The sequence below is a fragment of the Algorimicrobium bowmanii genome (assembly GCF_054031195.1).
This window is the reverse complement of record NZ_CM132929.1, coordinates 1,492,667-1,515,866: the sequence shown is the minus strand read 5'-3', so window position 1 is coordinate 1,515,866 and position 23,200 is coordinate 1,492,667. Positions and strand designations below refer to the sequence as shown.

The following is a 23,200-nucleotide window of genomic DNA, read 5'->3' as shown; positions in this document are numbered from 1 at the left end:
CATGTTTGCTATTCTTAGAAAAGAAATAAACGCCTTTTTCGCTTCGTCTATTGGCTATTTAGTGATTGCTATTTTCCTTGTTTTGAACGGGTTATTTTTGTGGTTATTTCAAGGAGATTTTAATATTCTAGACAATGGATTTGCCGATATGTCTAGTTTCTTTTTATTAGCACCTTGGATTCTACTATTTTTAATTCCAGCGGTTACCATGCGGAGTTTTTCTGATGAAAAAAAACAAGGTACACTAGAATTATTATTAACTAAACCCATCTCTCTTTTCCGTATTGTTTTAGGCAAATATTTAGGCGCTTTTATACTTATTCTGTTAGCTTTAGTTCCCACATTAATTTATGTCTATACCGTTTATCAATTAGGAAACCCTATTGGCAATATAGACTTTGGCAGCACCTTAGGCTCCTATTTAGGCTTGCTCTTTTTAGCTGCAGCATATACCGCTATTGGTGTATTTGCTTCTAGTTTGACAGACAATCAAATTGTAGCCTTTATAACAGCCGTATTTTTATGCTTCTTTTTTTATATAGGATTAGAAGGTATTGCAGATTTCGTATCTAGCAATTTTATAGATCAATTAGGTATGAGTGCGCATTATAAAAGCATTAGTCGAGGAGTTATTGACACACGTGATTTGCTTTATTTTGTAAGCATCATATTTGCCTTTCTTTTTTTTACAACACGTTATATCAGCACCAAACCTGTTACTAAAAAAGATTTAAGTGTTTTAGCTTTAATCCCCATAGCTTTATTAGCACTAAACAGTGTTGCTTATAGTTTTTATGAGCGTTTTGATTTAACTCAAGATAAACGTTACACACTAAGTGCAGCCTCAAATGATATTTTAGAGTCTGTAAACTCACCAATAGTTGTTGATGTATTTTTAGATGGTAGCAATTTACCGTCTGAATTTAGACGTTTACAAAGTGAAACACGCCAACTATTAGAAGAGTTTAAATCTAATAATGGAGAGATCCATTTTAACTTTATTAATCCGCTTGAAGATGATGCGACTCGCGAACAAAACATCCAACAACTAAACGAGCGCGGTTTGAAACCTATGGAAGTTACGGTTCAAGATGCCGGAAAATCAAGCAATGAAGTCGTTTTTCCGTGGGCATTAGCAAGCTATAATGATGTAACAGTAAAAATACCCCTTATTAAAAATAAAATTGGCGCAGATGTTCAAGAACTAACGAGTAACTCTATTCAGCATTTGGAATACGCTTTTGCCGATGGGTTTAGCAAACTAGTTAATCCTAAACGCAGAAAAATAGCTATTTTAAAAGGTAACAATCAGCTAAACGATGCTCAGATTTTCGACTTTGTAAAAACTATAAAAGATTATTATTACATAGCAGCTTTTACGATGGATAGTGTTCAAGCAAATCCACAAAAAACATTAAACGATTTAAAAGGCTACGACTTAATTATTTCTGCAAAACCAACAGAGGCGTTTACAGAGCCTGAAAAACTAGTTCTAGACCAATACACCATGTCTGGAGGTAAAAGCCTATGGTTATTAGACAAGGTTGCTATAGAACAAGATAGCCTATATAATGCTAATGGAAAAAATATAGCTATTGCTAGGCATTTAAATTTAACCGATTTCTTTTTTAAATATGGCGTACGTATCAATCCGGTACTCATAAATGATTTATACTCCGCTCCTATTACACTTGCTACCGGTGATGGTAGTCAATCACAATTTCAACAGTTGCCTTGGTATTATTCCCCTTTAGTAAATCCGACATCCAAGCACCCTATTGTTAATAATTTGAATCTGATAAAACTCGATTTTGCAAATCAAATAGACACTCTAAAAAACACTATAAAAAAAACAGTTCTGCTACAGAGCTCTATACTAACCAAGTTAGATGGCACACCTCGTGAAGTAAGCCTAGAAATGACTAATGAAGAACCAAACCCAGAATTATACACAAATGGTAATCAAAATCTAGCTGTGTTATTAGAAGGGACTTTTACTTCCGTTTACAACAACCGTGTTAAACCATTTGCCGTTTCTGATTTTGAGAAAACAAGTACACCTACTAAAATGATTGTTGTTTCCGATGGCGATATTATAAAAAACGATGTAGGTAGAAATGGACCTTTAGAATTAGGTTTCGATCGTTGGACTGGTCAGAGCTATGGTAACAAAGATTTTTTACTAAATGCTGTAAATTACCTTTTAGACGATAGTGGACTTATAAACATTCGATCTAAAGATATTTCCTTAGCTTTTTTAGACTACAAAAAAGTAGCAGCCGAAAAAACAACTTGGCAAATAATAAACATAGCCTTACCATTAGTGTTTTTGGCGGTTTTCGGGTTTTTATTTAACTTTTTCAGAAAGCGCAAGTACGCAAAATAATCTGTTAATTTTTTGAAATTAATTCCGCTTTTAAGGGAATGCGTTGTTAATAAGTTTGTTTCTTATATTAATAGGTTTAAGATATATTTGTATGATTAACTTATTGAACTCATAAACGTATTTTATATAGATGAAATTTATAGTATCAAGTACCTATTTACTGAAACAATTACAAGTTCTAGGTGGTGTTATTAATAGTTCAAACACCTTGCCTATTTTAGATAATTTCTTATTCGAATTAAACGAGTCAGAACTTATAATATCAGCTAGCGATTTAGAAACAACCATGTCGTCTAAATTACAAGTTGAAAGTGATAATAGTGGTAGCGTTGCAGTACCTGCAAGACTATTATTAGATACTTTAAAGACCTTCCCAGAACAACCTTTAACTTTTGTTGTTGAAGAAAATAATACGGTGGAAATTAGTTCAAATCATGGTAAATATGCGTTAGCATATGCCGATGGTGCCGAATTTCCTAAGCCAGTATCTTTAGATGATGCTTCTGCTACCACGCTTAATGGTGATATTTTAGCAACAGCAATTAATAAAACTATTTTTGCTGCTGGAAATGACGATTTACGCCCGGTAATGAGTGGTGTATTTTTTCAATTTTCAACTGAAGGCTTAACGTTTGTAGCTACCGACGCACATAAACTTGTTAAGTATGCTAGAGCTGATGTTCAAGCTTCTGAGGTTACTGAGTTTATTATGCCTAAAAAACCTTTAAACTTATTAAAAGGTATCTTAGCTTCTAGTGATGATAATGTAACCATAGAATATAACGACTCTAACGCAAAATTTACTTTTGAAAACGTAGTACTTATTTGTCGTTTAATTGATGGTAAATATCCAAATTACGAAGCCGTAATTCCTAAAGAGAATCCAAACAAATTAGTAATTAACAGAAACCAATTTTTAAATTCGGTACGCCGTGTGAGTATTTTCTCTAACAAAACAACACACCAAATACGTTTAAAAATTGCAGGAGCTGAATTAAATATTTCTGCAGAGGATATTGATTACTCAAACAAAGCAGAAGAACGTCTAACTTGTGATTATCAAGGAGATGATATGCAAATTGGTTTTAACTCTCGTTTCTTAACAGAAATGTTGAACAATCTAACTAGCGATGAAGTTCAATTAGAAATGAGTCTTCCAAACCGAGCAGGTATTTTAACACCTGTAGATGGTTTAGATGAAGGTGAACATGTAACCATGTTAGTGATGCCTGTTATGCTTAACAGTTAAAATAAATAACTCCAATAAAAAAAACCGCAACTTTAATAGTTGCGGTTTTTTCATTGAAAACAAGTTCTAAATGCAGCTTATAAAAAACGCTCACATAAAAGTAAGCGTTTAACATTACATAAAATTAGTCCCATAATTTTAATGTAAATTCCTATAAATAACAATTGTTGTCCCTATTCATCACTTGGATCTATAAATAAGCAACGACCATCGTATTGTCCTGTAATTTCTTCACCATCTGCTCGTGTAAAGCTGAACGATAAACTAATAGTCTCCACATCGTAATCTGCAACTGTAATAGTACCTGCAACAACTCTTAAATCCGAAGTTCCATCTCCTAAATAAAACTGGGTCACGCCATTTTCAAATTCGGAACCAATAATGTCACCATCAACAACAAACTCTAAACTTGAAATTTCTGATAAATTGTAAGTTGTATTAGGTGAAAGGTCCAACGCATTAATTCGAGCCGAAAATAAATCTACATGATTAAATGTAGTCCCATTCAAAGCAGCTGTTATTTCTGCCTCAGTGCTATTAGTTAAACTTAAAAATACAGTATTACCTATGGAAGGCTCTACAATTGCTGTTTTTATTTCAAAATCTGATTCACCTACACGTATCTTATTCGTTAATACTGTTGTACTTTCTATTGTATTATTATCATCGTCTGATGAACATGAGCTTAAAAAAACCACAATTAGAGATAAGCACAAAAATTTTAGTGTTTTCATTTTTTAGGTTGTTTTAATAAAAAGAGCACCAGCAAAAAGGTGCTCTTTAGGTTAGTAATAATTAATTTTTAATAAACTTTTTAGATATTTCTCCTTTAGCTGTTTTTATATTCAGAAAATATAAACCAGTAGGTAAACTAGAAACATCTACACCATTAGATATACTGTGAATTTGTTTGATTACTTGTCCATTTACATTGTAAATAGTTAATCTATTTATTGTTTTATTAGATTTTATAAATAATCTATCACTTGCTGGATTTGGGTATAATTTCAATTCAAAATCATAAATATCATCCTCTAATCCTAAGGTAGAATTATACTCATAAACTCCTAAATCTATCGTCGTGTTAAATATTCTATCATTACCTGCTAAATCCAAATCGCCAAATAAAGCGACATCGTAGTAAGCGTTATCTCCTTGATCAACAATATAATTTGAAGCTGAAGTTGGTTTGTATTCAGCATCTAAATTTAAATTATCTGTTGCAGGATCTAAAGTGGTTAAGTTAGTCGTTGAAAACGTTCCGTAAGTTCCAGCGTTTGAAGGTACATTAGCAATAGAATTTTTAATAAATACATCGTAATGCTCGTCTATTCCATTAGAAATATCTCTGGTTGCTGCTGCTCCGTTAACAGTATTCTCCCAAAAAATAGAATTATTAACATTTAGGTTGACACTTCCATTACCTGATGCTGTAATAGAATTACCATAAGTACCATTATAATCATTATTAACAAACGTACTATTATTAATGACGACATCTAAAGTACTTCCGTTATTCCAATCTTCTCTGTAAATATTTAGTGCTGAAAGATTAATATCATTATCCGCTACCAATACATTTGCCCAACGTGTAAAAATATAACCGTTTGTACTATCAGACTGTATATAAACCAATCCCATGTTTACAATGGTATTATTAATAAATTTGGTGTTTTCAATAAGTAATCCTTGATTAAATTTTCTAATTTTAAGTAAATAGCCATTAGAATAATTACTTCTAAATATTGAATTTTTTATTTTCAAATTATTAGCATTTAAACTATTTGGTATAAAAATCACACCGTTTTCTTCTACGCCACCAGATTGTGAGGTGTCGTAAATGTTTTCAAAAATAATACCATCAAAAGTGACATTGCTTGTTCTTAATTCAAATAATCGTTCCGCATTATCTGTTTTGTTGGATGAGAAATCTCCATCAATATCATCACCATTGACATCACCCGTAAAAATGGTAGCATTTGTGGTATGAATAGCTGTTAAGTCTCTATCTGATAGAGACATTTCGGTGCCTGCAAAACCTCCAATAATATCTACTTCGTCTGTATTAATGGCTATTGGCGTGTTTTTGTCTGCTAAAGTATACGTTCCTTTTGCCACCCAAAGAGCATCATTTAAATTGGTATTTGCTAAAGCGTCTGTTACGTTTGTAAAAGCATCTGCCCATGAACTACCATCGTTGGCACCTGTTGCATTGGCATCTACATAATACACAGTTGGTATGCAATTTTCACTATAACTTGTTTGATTATCTTTAGTCCAACCTGCTACATACAGCCCACTGTTTGCTGGTGGTGAAAAGCCTACATCTACTTGAATACAAGTTAAACTTGGATTACCATAAGCTTTCATCCAGTTTATATTGCTGTTGTTACCATTAGCTATATTTAATTCGTATAAAACAACGTTGTTATGACATTGTATGTCTGTAATTAGCGTATTGGCACTAATATCTAAAGATTCAATTTGATTTTCAGCACAATGTAAACGCGTTAAGGCTAAGTTATTACTAACATCTATAGTCGTTAAATTATTTGTGTAACAATCTAAACGTGTTAAATTGGTAAAGGCTTCAATACCTGTTAAATCTGCAATAGACAAACCATTGATAAATAGCTCTGTTGTAGCTTGTGCTTCAGCCACAGAGATTTCAGTATCACCATTTAAATTGATACTATTATTGTTTACTAAATAACTTTTAAAATTAGCATCTGGAAGGTTTACTATTTGATTTAACGCAGCACAGTCTTCACTATAAATTGCAGAGCTACCTTTGGTCCAACCTTGGCTGTATATTCCTTCATCTGCTGGTGGTGTAAAACCAGCATCTATTTGAATACATGATAAACTATTACCATAAGCTTTCATCCAGTTAATATTGCTGTTATTACCATTAGCAATATTTAACTCACTTAAAACACCATTATTATGACATTGAATATCTGTAATTAGTGTATTAGCGCTAATATCTAAGGTTTCAATTTGGTTATCAGAACAATGTAAGCGTGTTAATGCAAGGTTATTGCTTACATCTAAAGCCGTTAAATTATTACTATAACAATCTAATCTTGTAATATTGACAAAAGCTTCAATACCTGTTAAATCTGAAATGGATAACCCATTTACCAATAAGTCACCCGAAAAAGCTTGCGCTTCGGCAACTGAAATTTCTGAATCGCTATTGGTATTAATAGCTGGATCTGCTAATAAATAGCTTTTAAAATTTACATCTGGAATAGTAACGTTTTGGGCCATAGCCGAAAACACACCCATGCATAAGCAGATTGTAAATAAGAGTAATGTTTTTTTCATTGTTATTAAGATTTAATGATTAATCAACAACAAAAAAACAATGCTTAGAACATATTATAAGTGAGATTTTTCTGAATAGGTTTAATTTCTTTCTGAATGACAGTTTATTAACTTGAATTAAAATCTAGCAAAACCTTATATACCCTCCAAACTTCTTATTTTTTTAACCTTCATGTGTACAACATTTATTGGTGTCACATTGGCAATACTTTTTATTATATAAATGCAATGTTATTAATGCTATTGCTGGAATGTAAATAGCATATTCTGGTATCGAGAACCAAGCTAGGTGTTCGTTGACAATAATAAAAAACAGCACCCCCCAACTCCACCATAAAGCTGGTTTAATCCAGTTACTTGAGGTGTTTTGAGTAGTCTGATATATAGCAAAAAAAGAAATAACTAGAAATACATAATCTATAAGTCGCCACCATACAGGTGTATCAGTACAACCTGAAAGTGAGCAACTTTGAACAATAAATAAAAAAGGCGTAGCAACGCAATGAATAAGACAAAGCCCACTTGCCATAACGCCTAATTCATCTGATTTTTGTTTTGTAAATATCATAACTTATATTAATGCAGCTGAGTTGCAAAATTAAGTAAAATATCCTTTATCGCAATAGAGTTGCAATATGTTTACTTGAAAAAATAAACCAGAAAGGAATACCTAATCAGATTAAGACGATTATAAAACCCCTATAGCTAAGTAAATAAGAATAAAACATAGGCGCCAAACCTTGATTTAGTCATAGAATAGAACGCACTGTATTTGTTTTTTAAAAACAAAAAAACTGTATAGAAATAAACATATACTCCACTACTTTAATCCATTCACATAAACGTTTCTTTTATCACTTCTAGAAACTGATCGCGTTTAGATTTTGAAATAGGTATGCGCTTTTGGTTGTTCATTAGTAAATAATCACCATCATCCTTTACCAATTCGTCTACATATTTTAGGTTTATTAAATACGACCTATGACACTTAAAAAACATAGTATTATTTTCTAACTGCTCCACAAAATGTTTTAAAGGTTTGCATATGGTTTTTTGTTTTCCGCCTAACAATTGCACATGTGTATACATCCCGTCGGCTTCAAAGTATACAATATCATTATGTGATGCAAACATAATCCCTTTAGGAATTTCGAGAGCAATTTTATCGATAGATAACTGTTTTAAAGAATCGCGTAACTTGTTTAATTGTTCATTAAAATTATTTGATTTAATTGCTTCTTCTGCCTTTATAACAGCCTCTTTTAACTCGGTTACATCAACCGGTTTTAAAAGATAATCAACAGCCGATAGCTTAAAAGCATCAATAGCATATTGGTTATATGCTGTTACAAAAATAATTTTAAAATCGATTTGATTTGGAAAGTATTCCAATATATCTAAACCAGACTGATTAGGCATTTCTATATCTAAAAAAACCAAATCGGGTTTGAATGCTTTAATTAAAGACACTCCCGAAGCTAAATCTGGAGCTTCCTCTAAACTAATTACACTGGAGCAATGCGCAGTAATTAAATTAGACAGTAAATTTCTAGCGCGTTTTTCATCATCAATTATTATGGCTTTCATAAACTTATTTTATAGGCATTAATATAACTACTTTAGTTCCTATGGGTTGGTTTACATGATTGGTTAAATCAAGAATTTCAATAGTTATATCGCGTTTCAATTTGTTTTTGTAAAGGTGTACCCGCTCTTCGTTGGCTTTGGTAGCAAAAGGTTTGTGATGCTGATTAGGTCGTTTTAATTTTTCTGATTGTGCTCTACCAATACCATTATCTTCAATAGTAATTTGCAACTTATTGTCCTGAACCATTTTAGCTTCAACGGTTAATTTTCTATCCGTTAATTTGTGCAACAACCCATGCTTTAAAGCATTCTCCACATAAGGTTGTATAAATAATGAAGGTACTTTTATATACTTGGTTTTTAGCCGATCATCTACCACAACACGGTATTCTAACTCATCTTCAAAACGCACTTTTTCCAATTCTAAGTACAATTGCAATGCCTTGAGTTCTTCTTGTAATGTAATTTCATTTTGCTGACTGTATTCTAAATACATTCTAATAAGTCTACTAAACTTCACCAGATAGGAACTTGCTAGTTCTTTTTCATTTGAAATAATATAATCCTGAATAGAATTTAGGGCATTAAAAATAAAATGCGGATTCATTTGAGAGCGTAAATTTTCTAATCGTAAATTGGTGATTTTATTATCGACTAAAATCTTATCTATTTCAACAATTCTTAAATGCTCTTTCTGTTTTAAACGCCATCTAAAATACAGCCATATTAAACCAAATACACCTAGAAACACAAACACAAAAAACCACCATGTCTCCCAGAAAGGTTTAGTTATTACAAACGTTATTGGCTTGGCAAACACCGCTTCTTGAGCACTTACATTTTGAGCTTTAAGTTCAAAAGTATAATTTCCACTAGATAAACTATTAAAATTAACATAATGAGTATTCATGGGGATAACCTGCCAATTAACATCTAGTTCCTTAATGCGGTATTGATAGGCCACATGTTGGTTGGTTTGAAAGCCATTAGAGTTAAATCGAACCCCTACTTTATTATAATTATAAGGCAGCTTATAATTGGTTTTTACTAGAGTATCACGATCATTAATTGTAATGCCTTCAATACGGACTTTAGCTGTTTTAAAATCTTTAAATAATCGATTGTTTTTTGGTAAAATATAAAATGCTGTTGGGAGGGTTATAACAATATGATCTTTCAGTATTAAAAAATCGTTAACCGCTGTATTCAAGCCATCTTGAGCACTTAAAGATCGTAATTGCTTTGTTTTACTTTGGTACTGAAACAAACCTTCCTCTGCTGAAATCCATAAAATGTCACCATCAGCTTGTAACTCATTAATTTTAAATTGATTTGGAAGTTTAATATCCGCTTTAGACAGCTTATGATTCGCATAAACCAACAAGCCATTATGCTGTGTACCCAACCATACGGCCTCATCTGTTTTAGCAAGTGTGTTTACAAGTAAATTCTTAGTATTAAATGTTAAGGTATCTGATTTAAATGTCTGTTTATCGTAGGCAAGTAATCCATCGTTATAAGCGACTAACAGTTTGTTATTACTAACTATAGAAGCTTTTACCCGATTAGAACGTAAAACTTTTTTTTGAATATCTGTAAATGGATTTTTATAAATAACACCTTCTTTATAATTACCATAAAATAAGGTGTTAGCGTCTATTTTAGAGAATGATTTAGCCACAGAAAACCTAGTTAATACATCTGTAATTTTATGACTAGTTAAATTCACCACATAGGATTCCAAACCATTAATACTAACAATTAAACGGTGTGTATCTGCATCATAATATAGGTTTCCAATAATTTTTTTACCGGGTAGCTCAAGGGTTTTAATATGCTCTGTTTGGTTATAAAATAAAAGCTCACCGTTATTTGTACCAAGGACAAAGTGGTTATTTTCTAATACACAAGCGGCTGTAACTTTTGAAGAAACCGAATTCAACTCAACACGTCTAATATTTAAATTAGGAGAAACAAACACACCATTATCTAACGTTGTGAACCAATAATTACCATTAAAATCTATTTCAACATCGGTAATAGACTCCGTGTTATAAAGCTGCTCTTTAAATGTAAAACCTTGCTTGTTATAGGTATAAATATAAACGCCTGAAGTTGTTAAAAACCAATAATCCTCATTAAATCTCAACAGGTTATATATAATTTCATCTTCTAAATGATGTGGTGTTTGAAGCTCTTCTATGGCATCATTCAAATTATTAATAACAAACAGGTTATTACCATGTGCGCCTTTGTAGGTTAGAAATACATGCTTATCAAAAGCAAATATTTTAGGCGATTGAGTCCAATTTTCACTTTCAATAGTATATAACTTAACACTTTTGGTTCCTTGTACTTTGTAAATAGCATGATCTTTCAAACTGTTTTCCAAATCTATAGCAAACACATAGCTCGTTTGATTTATAGCTCCCTGACTAATACACATATCACCAAAAATCTGACTTACTTTTTTGGTTCTTTTATCTATATCATAAATCCCCGTTGTGGTAAACAAACGAATGGCATTGTCTAGAATAGTATATGGAGACAATTGACCTTTAACAATGCTGCTGGCATCGAAAAACAACTCTAGACAATCATTTTCAACATAAAAAATTTGACCATAAATATTGTTACACCATACTTTACCTTCTTGATCGAGTTTTAATTGAAATAATGAATTAGATTTCTGACTGGGATGCGTAAAACGCTTGTAAGATTTTCCGTCATAACGAAATAAGCCTTTATCGGCTGCAAGCCAAACATAGTGTTCTAAATCTGTTTTAATATCATAAAACTCCACATCCGGAAGATTGGAAACAGAAGCCATATTCTCAAATACAGGATTTTGAGAAAATATTAAAACCTTATAAAAATATAAGGCTATAACGAGTATGTTCTTTACAATATGTAGCATCACAAATTAAAAACAAACTTACTATATAATTACTTAAATAAATATGGGTTCTTTCTAGAATGGGGTGTTTTTTTTCTAAAAACAAAAAACGCTTACCATAAGTAAACGTTTTTTTAATAATATAAAAATAGGATTCTAATCCGTTACTTTAAAAAAGTAATAGAAAATGGGTAATTCGTTGCTTCACCATTACTAGCCTTAATTGCATTCATAATAGGAAATACTAAGGCTATAATACCTATTATAATTAAAGTAACAATCCCCAATCCTAACAAGAAAATAGCTGGAATAGATAAAATAGCATAAATAAATAAACTAATTTGAAAGTTTATAATTTGCTTCCCCTGTGCATCTATATTTAAAACCTTGTCTTTTTGCGTAACCCAAATAATTATAGGTACTACCAATCCACCAAAACCCGAAATATAGGTTAACAGCTGACTTAAATGTGTTAAAACTAATAATTGTTTATCCTCTCTCATCATAGCATTTAAAGCGTGTTTATTTTGATTGTTCTATTTATTAGACACACAAAACTTTAAATTGTTACAAAATTAATACTTATAGCTAATTTAATATACTTATTATTCTAAAAACACCTTTTCAATATAAATTAAAATTCCGGCTACCATTAGGAGTTCCATGTCATCCTCTGTAGCCTAACTGCGTTTAAAATAGCGATTAAAGATACGCCTACATCTGCAAATACAGCTTCCCACATGGTAGCTAAACCTCCAGCTCCTAAAATTAACACAATAACTTTAACACCAAATGCTAATATGATATTTTGCCATACAATTTTTCGAGTAGAACGACTTATTTTTATAGCTGTTACAACTTTAGATGGTTGATCTGTTTGAATGATTACATCGGCAGTTTCAATAGCAACATCACTTCCTAAACCACCCATAGCAATACCAACATCACTTGCTGCTAAAACAGGGGCATCATTAATTCCATCGCCAATAAAAGCAATTTTATTTTCAGGATTTTTCTTAAAGGCTTCTACTTCATTTAATTTATCTTCAGGAAGTAGACCACCTTTAGCATTTTCTATTTTTAGTTCTTTAGCGACTTGCTGTGTAATAGAGTCCTTATCTCCAGAAAGCATCATCACATTTTTAACACCGACTCTATATAATTCTGTAATAGTTTCTTTAGCGTCGGCTTTCAATTCATCTGCAATTACAACATATCCTGCAAATTTATTATCTATAGAAACCAATACAATAGATTCAACAATACGGTCCGTTTCTTCTAAAACAGTTATATTATTTGCTGTCATTAAAGCTTTATTTCCTACTAAAACGGGTTTTCCGTTTACAAGTCCTTTCAAACCTTTACCTGCAATTTCTGATACATCGGAGACTTCAAAATTAGAACCATCAACTTTATATTCTAGAATAGCTTTAGCAATAGGATGCGTAGATTGCTCTTCCATAGCTAAAAGATATTTCATAAACTCACTTTCATCCCAACCAACAACTTTAATATCCTTTATCTTAAAAACACCTTTAGTTACGGTTCCGGTTTTATCCATTACCAGTGTGTTTATTTTGGTCATTGCATCCATGAATGACGCACCTTTAAACAAAATACCATTCTTTGAAGCAGCTCCTAATCCTCCAAAATAACCTAATGGTATAGAAATTACTAAAGCACAAGGACACGATATTACAAGGAAAACTAAGGCTCTATATACCCAATCTTTAAGCACATAATCGTCTACAAAAAAGTAGGGTAGAAAGGCTAAGGCTATGGCTAAAAAAACAACTATTGGTGTATAAACACGTGCAAATTGCCTGATAAACAGTTCTGTTTTAGATTTTCGCGATTGTGCGTTTTGAACTAAATCTAATATTCTAGCAATAGAACTATCTTCAAATTTTTTAGTAACTTCAACTTCTATTACAGCTTCTAAATTTATACTACCTGCAAATACTTTTGCATCTTTTGAAACGGTGTCTGGTTTACTTTCTCCTGTTAAGGCTGCTGTATTTAACGAAGCCTTTTCGGAAATTAAAACACCATCTAAAGGAATTTTTTCGCCTACTCGTATTTGAATTTTTTCACCAATATTAACAGTATCGGGATCTACGCTTATTACCTCGCCGTTTCTAAAAACATTAGCCTCGTTTGGGCGTACATCTAATAAGGCTTTAATATTGCCTCTAGCTCTGTTTACAGCGGCATTTTGAAACAATTCGCCTACAGCATAAAATAACATTACTGCTACACCTTCGGGATATTCTCCAATTATGAATGCTCCAATGGTTGCTATAGACATTAATAGAAATTCTGTAAAAACATCGCCATTTTTAATACTTACCAAGCCCTCTTTTATAACTGGAAATCCTACTGGCAAATATGTAATTACATACCAAATAATACGTACCCAGTCTTTAAAAAAAGGTACCTTAAAATAATCTAAACCAACACCAATGATTAACATGGCAAAACTTATGATTGCTGGTATATAGGTTTTAAAACTAACAGAATCGACTCCATGGTCATGGTTATGATCATCTTCATGATTATGTGATGATGATTTACTTTTAGTAACTGATTTTATTTTATTTGTACTCATATTTCTTTTTTGTATTAAAAAACACCTCATCCTTGAAAAAAGAGGATTATCAATTTAGTAACTACATTTATTACAAACACCTTTTACTACTAGGTTTATGTTTTCAGCTACATAACCTTTTGGCACTTGTATTTTAGGTAATTTATGATCGGTTAAGCAAACTGTTTCTTCACAATTATTACAATGAAAATGTAAGTGTAAATCAGTTTCTATTTCGCAATTACAACCTTGTTCGCACAGCGCATATTTGGTAATTCCTGTTCCATCGTCAATTTGATGAACAATATCTTTTTCTTCAAATGTTTTAATAGTTCTGTATAAAGTTGTTCGGTCAATTTTATCAAAAGCCTGTTCTACAGAACTCAAGGTTACAGCTACATCTTTCTGTGCTAGGAACTTATAAATTAATAAGCGCATAGCGGTTACGCGTATACCCTGTTGCTTTAATAATTGTTCTATTCGTATCATGGTTTAATGTGTATGTTCTGCTTCTCCTTTTTTAATTTCAGCAAGTAAATAATATGCGTTATTGTATGCGAATTTTATGTTTTTTTCTAATTCTTCTGCAAATTTAACTTCAACCCAGTTGTCATCTTTTGTTGATACAAACACTTCTATTTGCTTAAAATGCCACTCATCACCTTCTTGTTCTGCTGAAAACACATAAAATTTATCACCATCATTAGTTATTGCACTTTCTGGTAGAGCTGTAGTTTTTATGTTTTCGACTTGGATTTTCCCTGTAATATACATACCTGGAATTAACGTTTTGCCTTTAGTTTTATTTTCAATTTTAGCATGAACGTGAACCGCTTTAGGATTTAATTCAAAAGTTTTACCTACTGAATATATTTTAGCAACTAAGTTTTCATCTGGAGCCGATTGTATATTTAAGGCTACTTTTTGGCCTTCTATCACTTTCATAACGTCTTTTTCAAATACCATTAAATCGGCGTGAACATCTTCTGTATTTACAATTTCGAACAATTCTGTTTGTGGATCCACATACTGTCCTGTTTTCACTTCTACTTTTTGAACAACCCCGCTAATTGGACTTAGTAAAGATACTTTTTGAGCAATGGTTCCATTACTAACCACCGATGGGTTAATATTTAAAATTCGCAATTGTGCTGCTAATCCATTTGATAGTGCTTTTGAAACATCGTATTCTGCTTTTGCTTTTTGAAAATTTGCTCCAGATCCAACACCTGCATCATATAATTTTTGTTGACGCTCATAATTTTTCTTTAAAAAAACGGTGTTACTAGAGGCATTTAAATAATCAGTTTGCATTTTTATAATATTTGGATGCGCTAAATAGGCTAAAATTTCTCCTTTACTAACTTTATCACCTTCAATTACGTTAATTAAAACCACATTAGACCCTACTACCGAAGTTACGGCTGCTTTACTTTGTGGAGGCACTTCTAAAGTTCCGTTTGCTTCAACATAACCACTTAAGTTTCGTAATGAAAGGGTATCAACTTTCATTTTTAAAGCATCAAATTGTTTTGCGGTTAGCATAAGTTCTTCTCCTTCTCCTTCTCCTTCTTCTCCATGTTCTTCTTTAGGTTTTTCTTCATGACCATCAGCTTCTTCAGTACTTTCGTCATGACCATGACCGTCGTCTTTACTTGACTTGTCTTTATTTCCACAAGCTACAAACAAAAGAGAAACCGCAAGTAGTACTATAAATTTATATTGTATTTTTTTCATTTTATTAGTTTTTAAAATATTGTAATTGAAATGTACTTTCTAAATAATTGGTTAAGGCTATTTCGGCATCTAATTCCGATTGGATAGCATCTTTTATTAGTTGTGTAAATGAAGCATAATCTATCTCCCCTTCTTTATAAGCTAATAAAGCACCTGTTTTTTGCTCTTTAACAAGTGGAAGAACTTCATCTTTATAGAAAATCCACGATGTTTTCCATTTTTGATAATTTTCTTGACTTTGCACGTATTTTGATACAACTTCCTTTTTCTTAAAGGCAGTATTTACGGCTGCAATTTCTTTATCTATACGAGCTGTTTTTATTCGTGCTTTATTTGTTCCCGATAAAAATGGAATTGAAAGTCCTGCTTGATAGGTGTAAAAACCAGAATTTCCATTTACTTTTTGCAAACCACCTTGTACATTAATTTTTGGTAAATTATCTGCCTTTGCGGCTTTATAATTTGCTTCTGCCTCGGCAACTTGTAATTCCAAAATACTAAACGATGGATGTGCTTCTATACTAAATGTATCTAGACTTAATTCTATTTCATCTTCTACAATAGTTGATACGGTATAAAAATCATCAGAAACTAACCACAAATTTAATTGTTGTAATGCTATTGTATAGTTACTAATGGCTTTTGTTAATTTATTTTTAATTTGCAAAGCTTGATTTTTAGCGGCAGAATATTCTAATTTAGAAATGGCTTCTACTTCATAATTTAAAGCGACTGCTTCTTCAAATTTAGTATAAATAACATCTAATTCTTCATATAAATTATAGTTTCTTTTACTTTTTAGAACATTTGCCCAAGCTTCTTTAACTTCTAATTCTAATTCTAATTCACTAAGTCTAAAGGCTTTTTGAGATAATTGAATGCGCTGCTTTTGTAAGCGTTTCTTTGCTGAAATGCCAAATACATCAATTCCCGATTGTCCTAATCCTATAGTTGTGTAAATATTTGACTCATTGTTAATTTCTTCACCTCCGGTATATACATCGGTAGTTCCAAAATCAAATACAGTGCTTTTTAGTTGCTCTTGTTTGTCTATTTCCAACTGCATAGCTTTTAAACTTGGGTAATTTTCTTTTGCAAGTTTTACTGCTTCCAACATTGTAATTTCAGGTAGCTGGTTATTTACTTGTTGAGCAATAGCCTGAGTTGGTACTGCAAGCATAAGCGCTAACATAGCTGCTGCTATAACTACTTTTTTATTTGCTTTAAAGGTGAATGATTTATTTTCTACCCAATGGTATAAAATTGGTAAAACAAATAACGTTAGTAAGGTTGCGGTTAATAAACCACCAATAACTACGGTTGCTAATGGTCGTTGTACCTCTGCTCCTGCTCCTGAGGAAATTGCCATAGGTAAAAATCCTAATACATCGGTAAATGCTGTTAGCATAATAGGTCTAATACGACGTTTTGTTCCTTCAATTATTCGGTCTTTAAGATTGGTAACACCTTCTTCTTTCAGCTCGTTTAAACCACTAATCATAACAAGCCCATTAAGCACAGCTACGCCAAATAATACAATAAACCCAACACCTGCTGAAATACTAAAAGGCATATCACGCATCCATAATGCAAACACACCTCCTATGGTTGCCATAGGAATAGCGATATAAATCATTAACGTTTGTGGTAATGATTTTAAAGCAAAGAATATAAGCACAAAAATTAATAATAACGCTAATGGTACAACGGTTTTTAATTTATTACTAGCACGTTCTAAATTTTCGAATGCACCACCGTAACGAATGTAATAACCTGCTGGTAATTCTAGATTTTCTTCTAAAATATCTTGAATTTCCAAAACTACAGATTTTACATCACGATCTCTAATATTAATTCCAACATAGGTTCTTCTATTTGTGTTATCTCTACTAATTTGCATAGGTCCTGGTTGAAAACTTATATCTGCTACTTGTCTTAATGGAATTTGAATTCCAGAAGGCAGGTTCACAAATAGATTTTCAACATCTGAAATATCTGAACGACTTGATTTATCTAGCCTAACTACTAAATCGAAACGTCTTTCGCCTTCGAAAACTACCCCTGCTTGTCCTCCTGCAAATGAGGCTTCTACAATGGTATTTAGTGTCTTAACACTTAATCCATATTGGGCTAATTTATTTCGATCATAATTAATTGAAATTTGAGGTTGCCCCGTAGTTGCTTCAACTTTAAAATCAGCAACACCTTTAACATTAGCTATTAATTTTCCTATTTCGTCTGCTTTAGCTGCTAGTATACCTAGATCATCGCCAAATAACTTAATAGCTACATCTTCACGTACACCAGTAAGTAATTCATTAAAACGCATTTCGATAGGTTGGGTAAATTCAAAATTTACACCTGGTACCACACTAACGGCTTCTTTCATTTTATTTACCATTTCATTTTTTGATGAAACGGTTGTCCATTCGCTAATTGGTTTTAATATTACAAACACGTCGGCAATATCCATTGGCATAGGATCTGTTGGCACATCGGCCACACCTATTCTACTTACAATATCTAGAACCTCTGGAAATTCATCCATTACAATTTGTTCAATTTTCGTGGTTGTTTCAATTGTTTCGGATAAAGAACTTCCGGGTTTTAAAATGGCATGAAAAGCTAAATCTCCTTCATCAAGTTCAGGAATAAATTCACCTCCCATTCTAGTAAATAGAAAAACTGCTACCGCGAATAGTCCTACGGAAACGACAACAATTGTTTTTCCGTTACGGAGTGCTTTTGATAATATAGGTTCGTACTTACGTTCTATCCAATGTACAAAACGGTCGCCGTATGATACTTTATCCGTTTTTGGAGCTCTTAAAAACAAAGCCGAAATCATTGGCACATAAGTAAGGCACAGAATCATTGCACCAATCATTGCGAAAATAAACGTTAATGCCATTGGCTGAAACATTTTTCCTTCAACACCTTCTAAAGCTAAGATTGGGATAAATACAATTAAGATAATTAACTGACCAAAAAAGGCTGCATTCATCATTTTTTTAGAAGCATTTGCCGCAATACTATCGCGCTCCTCTGGTTTTAGTTTTTTCTTCTTTAATATTTGAGAGGATATTAAGAAAACAGTACTTTCTACAATAATTACTGCGCCATCGACAATAATACCAAAGTCAATAGCTCCTAAGCTCATTAAGTTTGCCCATACTCCAAAAACATTCATGAGTATAAATGCAAATAGCAAAGATAAAGGAATGGTTGAGGCTACGATTAAGCCTCCACGCCAGTTACCTAATAATAATACTAAAACAAAAATTACAATTAAACCACCTTCTAACAGGTTTCCTTTTACGGTTCCTGTTGTTCTTTTAATAAGTTCACTTCTATCTAAAAACGGCTCTATAGTAACGCCTTTAGGTAACGATTTTTGAATTTGAACAATACGCTCTTTAACGTTTTCAATAACATCATTAGAACTTGCTCCTTTTAGCATAAGAATCATTCCTCCTACAGCTTCTCCTTTCCCATCTTTGGTTAAGGCTCCATAACGAACTGCACTACCAATTTTCACTTCGGCAATATCCTTTATTTTAATTGGTAAATCATTTTCAGTTTTAATAACAATGTTTTCTATATCTGAAACGGTTCTTACTAATCCTTCGCCACGGATAAAATTAGCTTGATGGTTCTTTTCAATATATGCACCTCCTGTATTTTGATTATTATTTTCAAGGGCTTCAAATACATCGGATATAGTCAATCCAATAGCTCTTAAATTGTCTGGTTTTACAGAAACTTCGTATTGTTTAATTTTTCCACCAAAGGTATTCACTTCAACAACCCCCGGAACCATAGCCATTTGTCTGCGAACAATCCAATCTTGAATTGTACGCAATTTGGTAGCATCGTATTCGGATCTATAAGCGTCTTCTACTTCAAGTGTGTATTGATAAATTTCTCCTAACCCTGTTGAAATAGGACCTATTGCAGGTTTTCCAAAGCCTTCTGGAATTTGATCTGCAATTTCAGGTAGTTTTTCGGACACTAATTGACGTGGTAAATATGTACCTACTGCATCGTCAAAAACAATGGTAACTACAGATAAACCAAACCTAGAAACAGATCTAATTTCGGTAACATCAGGTAAATTACTTAATGCAAGTTCTATAGGATAGGTTACAAATTGTTCTATTTCTTCTGTTCCTAAATTAGGAGCCTGGGTAATAACCTGAACCTGGTTATTGGTAATATCTGGTACAGCATCTACAGGGACTTTGGTCATACTCCAAAAACCTGCACCAATAATGACTAGTGTAAATAAGCCAATAATGAATTTATTATTGATTGAAAAATCAATGATTTTATTAATCATATTGATAATTTTAATTCAGTTAAACATATAGTGTGGCACGTAACATGCACCATCAAAAAAAAAAGCGATTACATAAAAAAGTAAATCGGTTTAGGATACATGTATCCTATAAAAAAACTGAATTAAGTCCTAGGAGGCTGCAATATGCTATTTAAAAAATCCTTTTCAGATTTATTAAGGTAGAAGAAATCCTGTGTCGTAATATTTTCTAAATAAAACTGAACACTATAAAACTGAAATTGCGTAATGTTAATCTGACAACATTGACATATACAAAAAGGGGAACACATGTCTACTTCTTGATGCTCGTGATGATCTATTTCCAACTGGGTTATCGCCACTTCAACGTCATTAGAAACCACAATTGTATCCTCACACGGAATAATATTCAGTGCAAGAACATAAATTGAAAATATGATGGTTACGAATTTCATTGAAGCAAATATATAAATTATTTCATGCAATGCTATTGCAAAAAACCTAGCATATCACTTTTTTATAGAACACTTAAAATAAATTAAATAACAAAAAATTTATGCGTTAGTTTTATGAGGTTTATAATAGTTAAACAAACACTACTCTAACCCATACACCGAGCAACTTTTGGAGTTTATGATATTTTTGGGGCAAATAAAAAGGACTATACAGTAATTAAAGTATCTTTGTTTATAACCCAACAGGTATTGAAAGAAAAATTAAAAACCATAGAATTATTTTTAAGAGGCTCCAATTTTTACAGGGGCTTAAAAATCACATTCACGGTTTTAATGCCTTTAATCATCATGTTCTTTTTGGGCTATACAGAACTAGCCCCACCTATAATAATTGGTGCTTTTTTAAATGCCCCTGGTGACATTCCAGGTAGTTTAAAACGGAAGGTTAATGCCATTTTAATAAGCATTTGCTTAACTATGCTTATTACCACTATTATTCTGTTTTTAAAACCGTTCTTTATCCCTTTACTCATCAGTATTGGTGTTATTTCTTTTTTAATATCCTTATTATCGGTTTACGGTTTTCGCGCCTCATTAGTTTCCTTTTCGGGCCTATTAGCCATGGTCTTAGCATTTGCTATTACCAAAGAAAGCCCTTCCGAAATTATCATGCACATCGGGTTAATGGGTATTGGTGGACTCTGGTATTTATTAGCCTCATATATCTTTCAAAAATTAGCACCTACCAAAGAAAAAAAACAGTTATTATCGGATACTTTACAACTAACGGGCGACTACTTAAAACTACGGGCGCGTTTGCTTACCAAGAAAAAAAAGCGCGAATCTTTAATGCAGCAAACCTTAGTGTTGCAAACCCAGATTAATGAAAAACACGAAACATTAAGAGAAATACTCTTTACAGGTAGAAAACGTTCCGGTAGATCCCATTACGATGAAAAGCAACTCCTTATATTTATTTCATTAGTTAATATTTTTGAACTTATTGAAGCCAAACATTTAGATTACACAGAAATAGATAGGCTTTTTGGTTCGAATAAAGAATACCTAAAAGCATCAAAAAAATTAAATAAAATAATGGGTAATCAGTTAATTACCTTATCTGAACATTTAATCCAAAACAAAACACTTCCTAATAAAAGACCTTTACTAAATGCCTTAAAAAATGCTTTTGATGCTATTGAGAGTTACGTAGAAGCTGTGGGCTTACCACAAGCCCGAGATGGTGCTTTGGTATTACGAAACTTATACGATTACCAAAAGCTTCTATTGGAAGAAGTTCGCGCTATCAGACGCGTTATGGCAAACGTTCACGATGCCTCAAAAGTATCCTTAAAACGCCAAGATGGAAGTCAGTTTTTAACCCTTCAAGAGTATCGTTTAAATGTACTTATTCAAAATTTTAGTTTTAACTCTACCCTTTTCAGACACGCCCTACGCTTAAGTATTGCCATGGTTTTGGCTTTTATTCTAGGTACTTTATTTGAAATAAATAACACCTATTGGATTTTACTAACCATTATTGTTATTATGCGCCCTAGTTACGGCCTTACCAAGGAACGCTCAAAAGACCGAACCATTGGCACGCTTATAGGTGCTATAATAGCTATTAGCATTGTTTTTCTTACGCAAAATACTATAATTTATGCCAGTTTAGCCGTTATTTCCTTAACACTAGCGTTTGCATTAATTCAGCAGAATTATAAATCTGGAGCCGCGCTTATTACTATAAACGTCATATTTGTTTACTCCTTAATTCACCCCAATGCCTTTCAAGTTATTCAGTACCGCGTTATAGACACTTTTATAGGCGCTACAATTGCGATAATAGCCAACTATACACTTTGGCCTAGTTGGGAAACCAACAATTTAAAAGATGTACTCCTTACTGCACTTAAAAAAAACAAAGCCTATTTATTGGCTACAAAAGACTTATATCATGATAAAAATGCCAATTTACTAGCCTATAAATTGGCGCGTAAAGAAGTGTTTTTAGCTATTAGTAATTTAAATGCAGCATTCCAGCGGTTAACCCAAGATCCGAAATCCAAACAAAAGGAATTCCAATTAATTTACAACTTGGTTACATTAAACCAAACTATGGTAGCAGCCATAGCCTCCATAGGGAGTTTTATAGTAAACCACCAAACGACACCGGTATCACGAGAATTTGATGCTGTTGTTTTAAAAATAGCAAATACGCTACAAGTATCCTGTGCCCGACTTCAAGGGGTGCCACCCAACCAAACTGAAAATCAGCAATACATTCAAGACGCACAAGACAAACTCCTTAAAACCTATCAAAACTTAGCCTTAGAGCGTGATGAGGATATAGAAAAAGGACAATCTGAAATTAAAACTGAAACGCTTCATGAACTGCAAGAAGCTTATCTTGTTTATAACCAATTAATATGGTTAAAAACACTGTCTGAAAACTTAAAAAAAGCCACTAAAAAGTATCATGACGTATTGGGAAATTAACCAAAGTCAATTTGCTTATACTTTGGGTTACTTAATAGATAAACAACACTTTAGAAAATAACATTTATTTTATCAAACACCAAAACAACATATTTAAATAAATATCCTATATTTAAGATTAAGTAAGTAACAAAACAAATAGAAACGCTTACAAAA

General features: G+C 32.4%; 14 protein-coding genes. 3 read left to right on the top strand and 11 right to left on the bottom strand.

Annotated elements, in window-relative coordinates; genetic code table 11:
* Position 1: 1 nt before the first annotated feature.
* Together gldG and dnaN are read left to right on the top strand one after the other, a co-directional pair.
* Entirely contained in the window at positions 2-2,386 is a 2,385-nt protein-coding gene (gene gldG / locus ACW5R3_RS06650) for a gliding motility-associated ABC transporter substrate-binding protein GldG (RefSeq protein ID WP_456578805.1), read from the top strand.
* Positions 2,387-2,516: 130 nt separating this feature from the next.
* Positions 2,517-3,635 (top strand): DNA polymerase III subunit beta, encoded by a 1,119-nt coding sequence (gene dnaN, locus ACW5R3_RS06645; protein WP_456578804.1) that lies wholly within the window; start codon positions 2,517-2,519, stop codon positions 3,633-3,635.
* A 173-nt stretch (positions 3,636-3,808) separates the two neighbouring features.
* On the opposite strand, the gene ACW5R3_RS06640 is transcribed toward dnaN, so the two are convergent.
* The 11 genes from ACW5R3_RS06640 to ACW5R3_RS06590 all read right to left on the bottom strand — a co-directional run bounded on the left by ACW5R3_RS06640 (position 3,809) and on the right by ACW5R3_RS06590 (position 20,545).
* Entirely contained in the window at positions 3,809-4,369 is a 561-nt protein-coding gene (locus ACW5R3_RS06640; protein ID WP_456578803.1) for a hypothetical protein, read from the bottom strand.
* A gap of 61 nt (positions 4,370-4,430) precedes the next feature.
* Positions 4,431-6,965 (bottom strand): T9SS type A sorting domain-containing protein, encoded by a 2,535-nt coding sequence (locus tag ACW5R3_RS06635; RefSeq protein ID WP_456578802.1) that lies wholly within the window; start codon positions 6,963-6,965, stop codon positions 4,431-4,433.
* Positions 6,966-7,128: 163 nt separating this feature from the next.
* Complete coding sequence (locus ACW5R3_RS06630) at positions 7,129-7,533, bottom strand: MerC domain-containing protein (protein WP_456578801.1); 405 nt, start codon at positions 7,531-7,533, stop codon at positions 7,129-7,131.
* A 266-nt stretch (positions 7,534-7,799) separates the two neighbouring features.
* Positions 7,800-8,552, bottom strand: coding sequence for a LytR/AlgR family response regulator transcription factor (locus ACW5R3_RS06625; protein ID WP_456578800.1), 753 nt, complete (start codon positions 8,550-8,552; stop codon positions 7,800-7,802).
* A gap of 4 nt (positions 8,553-8,556) precedes the next feature.
* The gene (locus ACW5R3_RS06620) at positions 8,557-11,469 is read right to left on the bottom strand and encodes a histidine kinase (protein ID WP_456578821.1); all 2,913 of its coding nucleotides are present in this window, start codon (positions 11,467-11,469) and stop codon (positions 8,557-8,559) included.
* Positions 11,470-11,612: 143 nt separating this feature from the next.
* Complete coding sequence (locus ACW5R3_RS06615; RefSeq protein WP_456578820.1) at positions 11,613-11,951, bottom strand: DUF4870 domain-containing protein; 339 nt, start codon at positions 11,949-11,951, stop codon at positions 11,613-11,615.
* 149 nt (positions 11,952-12,100) lie between these two features.
* A complete protein-coding gene (locus ACW5R3_RS06610) occupies positions 12,101-14,056 on the bottom strand; it encodes a heavy metal translocating P-type ATPase (RefSeq protein WP_456578799.1) in 1,956 nt (651 codons plus the stop codon).
* A 54-nt stretch (positions 14,057-14,110) separates the two neighbouring features.
* Positions 14,111-14,524 carry a Fur family transcriptional regulator gene (locus ACW5R3_RS06605; RefSeq protein ID WP_456578798.1) on the bottom strand — a complete coding sequence of 138 codons (414 nt, stop codon included), beginning with the start codon at positions 14,522-14,524 and terminating at the stop codon, positions 14,111-14,113.
* Between the two features lie 3 nt (positions 14,525-14,527).
* Positions 14,528-15,772, bottom strand: coding sequence for an efflux RND transporter periplasmic adaptor subunit (locus ACW5R3_RS06600; protein WP_456578797.1), 1,245 nt, complete (start codon positions 15,770-15,772; stop codon positions 14,528-14,530).
* 4 nt (positions 15,773-15,776) lie between these two features.
* A complete protein-coding gene (locus ACW5R3_RS06595) occupies positions 15,777-20,111 on the bottom strand; it encodes a CusA/CzcA family heavy metal efflux RND transporter (protein WP_456578796.1) in 4,335 nt (1,444 codons plus the stop codon).
* Between the two features lie 122 nt (positions 20,112-20,233).
* Positions 20,234-20,545, bottom strand: coding sequence for a DUF6660 family protein (locus tag ACW5R3_RS06590; protein ID WP_456578795.1), 312 nt, complete (start codon positions 20,543-20,545; stop codon positions 20,234-20,236).
* A 249-nt stretch (positions 20,546-20,794) separates the two neighbouring features.
* On the opposite strand from ACW5R3_RS06590, the gene ACW5R3_RS06585 reads away from it, so the two are divergent.
* Positions 20,795-23,044, top strand: a complete 2,250-nt coding sequence (locus tag ACW5R3_RS06585) for an FUSC family membrane protein (protein ID WP_456578794.1) — start codon at positions 20,795-20,797, stop codon at positions 23,042-23,044.
* Positions 23,045-23,200: the final 156 nt, after the last annotated feature.